The sequence below is a fragment of the Paenarthrobacter sp. NPDC091669 genome, assembly GCF_044756725.1.
GTDB lineage: Bacteria > Actinomycetota > Actinomycetes > Actinomycetales > Micrococcaceae > Arthrobacter > Arthrobacter bambusae_C.
Genome location: NZ_JBIVTK010000022.1, coordinates 1 through 2,315 on the forward strand (window position 1 = coordinate 1; position 2,315 = coordinate 2,315).

General features: G+C 62.3%; 3 protein-coding genes. All 3 read left to right on the plus strand.

Going from position 1 to position 2,315, the window contains the following annotated elements; translation table 11 throughout:
- Positions 1-288 precede the first annotated feature (288 nt).
- From ACIQLI_RS22420 to ACIQLI_RS22430, 3 genes are read left to right on the plus strand one after another with little or no spacing between them, the layout of a single operon-like run.
- A complete protein-coding gene (locus ACIQLI_RS22420) occupies positions 289-831 on the plus strand; it encodes a hypothetical protein (protein WP_400392623.1) in 543 nt (180 codons plus the stop codon).
- Positions 831-1,925, plus strand: a complete 1,095-nt coding sequence (locus ACIQLI_RS22425; protein ID WP_400392625.1) for a C2 family cysteine protease — start codon at positions 831-833, stop codon at positions 1,923-1,925. Before ACIQLI_RS22420 ends, ACIQLI_RS22425 begins: the two co-directional genes overlap by 1 nt.
- Before the next feature lie 8 nt (positions 1,926-1,933).
- Positions 1,934-2,206 carry a hypothetical protein gene (locus ACIQLI_RS22430; RefSeq protein WP_354227721.1) on the plus strand — a complete coding sequence of 91 codons (273 nt, stop codon included), beginning with the start codon at positions 1,934-1,936 and terminating at the stop codon, positions 2,204-2,206.
- The last annotated feature ends 109 nt before the right edge of the window (positions 2,207-2,315 follow it).

Consider the following 2,315-nt stretch of genomic DNA (forward strand, 5'->3'; position numbering starts at 1 on the left):
TGCGACACCCTCTACGCCATGCTCCGCGACGGCACCCTCTACCAACCCCCAACACCCGCAACCGCTTGACGAAAAACATAGGGGCACTCTCACCTCCCACGTGCTTGAACCGAACCGTCTCTCACCTCCCGCGTGCTTAAACCGAACCGTCTCCCACGTGCTTGAACCGAACCCTCTCTCACCTGCACGGGTTGTTCTGCCCATCGCCTGACGCAACGCAACGTGAAAGCATTCGGTGAGATCCGCCGTCGAACGCTAACCGAAACCGGGGACGAAATGAACCGCCGCATGCACCGCAAGCCTTGGGCGCTGGCTGCTGCCATAGCGTTGATGGCGACGGCGGGCTGCAGCAGTACCCCCGACGGCCCCACCCGCGAACCCAGCAGCGCGCCGCCCGTTACCGCCGAACCGGCTCCCCTGGCAGAAAGCGTTGCCAAGTACGATGCTCTGCGTGCCGACCTTGTTGCCGCACTGGAAAACCAGATGCCGGACATCACATGGTCCGTTGACGACGATGCGGCGGTTGCCCAAACCAAAGACGGCACCTGCATTTTCCATCCCCAAACCATGAAAAGCAGCGCGGACATCGTCGAACCGTCACGGAACTTTGAGGAGGTCTTTGCTGCCGCGGACCCCATCCTCAAGAAGCACGGATTCCCGGCCTTCGACGGAACTGACCCAGTCCCAGGCGGCTGGGTGGTCACCCGCAGCACAGATGCCACCGGCGCCACAGTGACGATACGATCAAAATCCCCGGCCTACCTCGACGTCACCGCACCGGTGCAGTCTGAAAGCTGCGATGACAGCGAACTACCCCAAGGAGACCAGTAATGCCGGGATTCTTTGGCGCCGACATTGAACAGTTGCGTGCACTGGCAAAGACCATGTCCAGGCACTCGGAACGGATGACCTCCCTGTCCGCGGAGCTGGGTCACCTGATCAGCAATGCGCGCTGGGATGGCCGGGATGCGGCGATGTTCCGCGCTTCTTGGGACTCCGAGCACCGCCCCATGCTGAAGAAGATCTCCGGCGAACTGCAGACCCAAGCCAAGGAGTTGATCCGCAATGCGGACCAGCAGGAAAAGTCCAGCTCGGGCGCGTCGGGGTCCTCGGGATCCGATCATTCCGGACGGGGAGATTCGAACCCGCCCGGCGACCCGGGACCGCTGGACCCGGACATGCCCGACGTCGATGTGCCCGGCGACGTCCGCAACGACCCCGACGCCGGCGACCCCAGCGACATCAACCAGGGACAGATCGGTGACTGCTGGTTGTTGGCAGGAATCGGCTCGGTGGCACAGGTCTTGGAGCGCGAAGGCAAGCTGGACGAGTTCCTTGAGGAGCACATGCGTCCTGTCGGTGATCCGCCGACGCACTGGGTGGTCACACTCTACGAAGACGGCGAGCCGGTGGAAGTCACTGTGGAGGCCAAGTCCACCGAAGGCGGTGTCCGCGGCGCTGATGGCGAACCCAACTGGCTGTCCATCTACGAGCGCGCCGCAGCTGAGCACCGCGGCGGATCTTATGACGACATCGACGGCGGCTTCAGCAACGAAGCCAGGGAGTTGATGACCGGCCAGTCCGCCGATAAGGACGGCGAGCTGAACTTCGATGACATCGAGGACAAGCTCTCCGACGGCCAAGCCATTTCCGTGGGCACCGAAGACGTCAAGGACGACGACTTCGACTGGGTCTGGGAGTCCGACGAAGTCAACCGCACCGACGTCGTGCCCAACCATGCCTACGTCGTGGTTGATGTGAAAACCAACGACGACGGCCAGAAAGTCATCGTCCTGGCCAACCCGTGGGGTCCGTCCGGAGGCTACTTGGAGGACGACGACGACCACAAGTCCGGCACGCTGGAACTGACCGAAGAGGAGTACAAGGAAAACTTCGACTCCGTGTACTCCGTGGACGTGAAGTAAGGATGGCCGTGGAACAGCTCGTAACAGTCAAGCAAGGCATGCAGCCAACCTTCGATGGCGTCAAAGTGGGCGTAGTCAAAATCGGAATCGCCGACGGCGCACCCGCTATCCAGTTCTGGATCCGCACCGCCGAACAACAGCGCAAGCAGGCCTTCCGTGAAGGGCAATCCGTCACCCTGCCGGGCGCGGGCTTGTTGACCGTCACGTCCATTCACCCCGCCGATGACAGCACCGCCGCCTCCGCGACGTTAACGTACGACGCCGGTCACGTCACCGATTGACCGTCGGCGCTGGAATGTGAGAGTGCCCCTATGTTTTTCGTCAAGCGGTTGCGGGTGTTGGGGGTTGGTAGAGGGTGCCGTCGCGGAGCATGGCGTAGAGGGTGTCGCA

Excerpts from the sequence above, each read along its gene's own strand:
- ACIQLI_RS22420 (WP_400392623.1), top strand. The coding sequence starts at position 289 with ATGCACCGCAAGCCTTGGGCGCTGGCTGCTGCCATAGCGTTGATGGCG.
- ACIQLI_RS22425 (WP_400392625.1), top strand. The coding sequence starts at position 831 with ATGCCGGGATTCTTTGGCGCCGACATTGAACAGTTGCGTGCACTGGCA.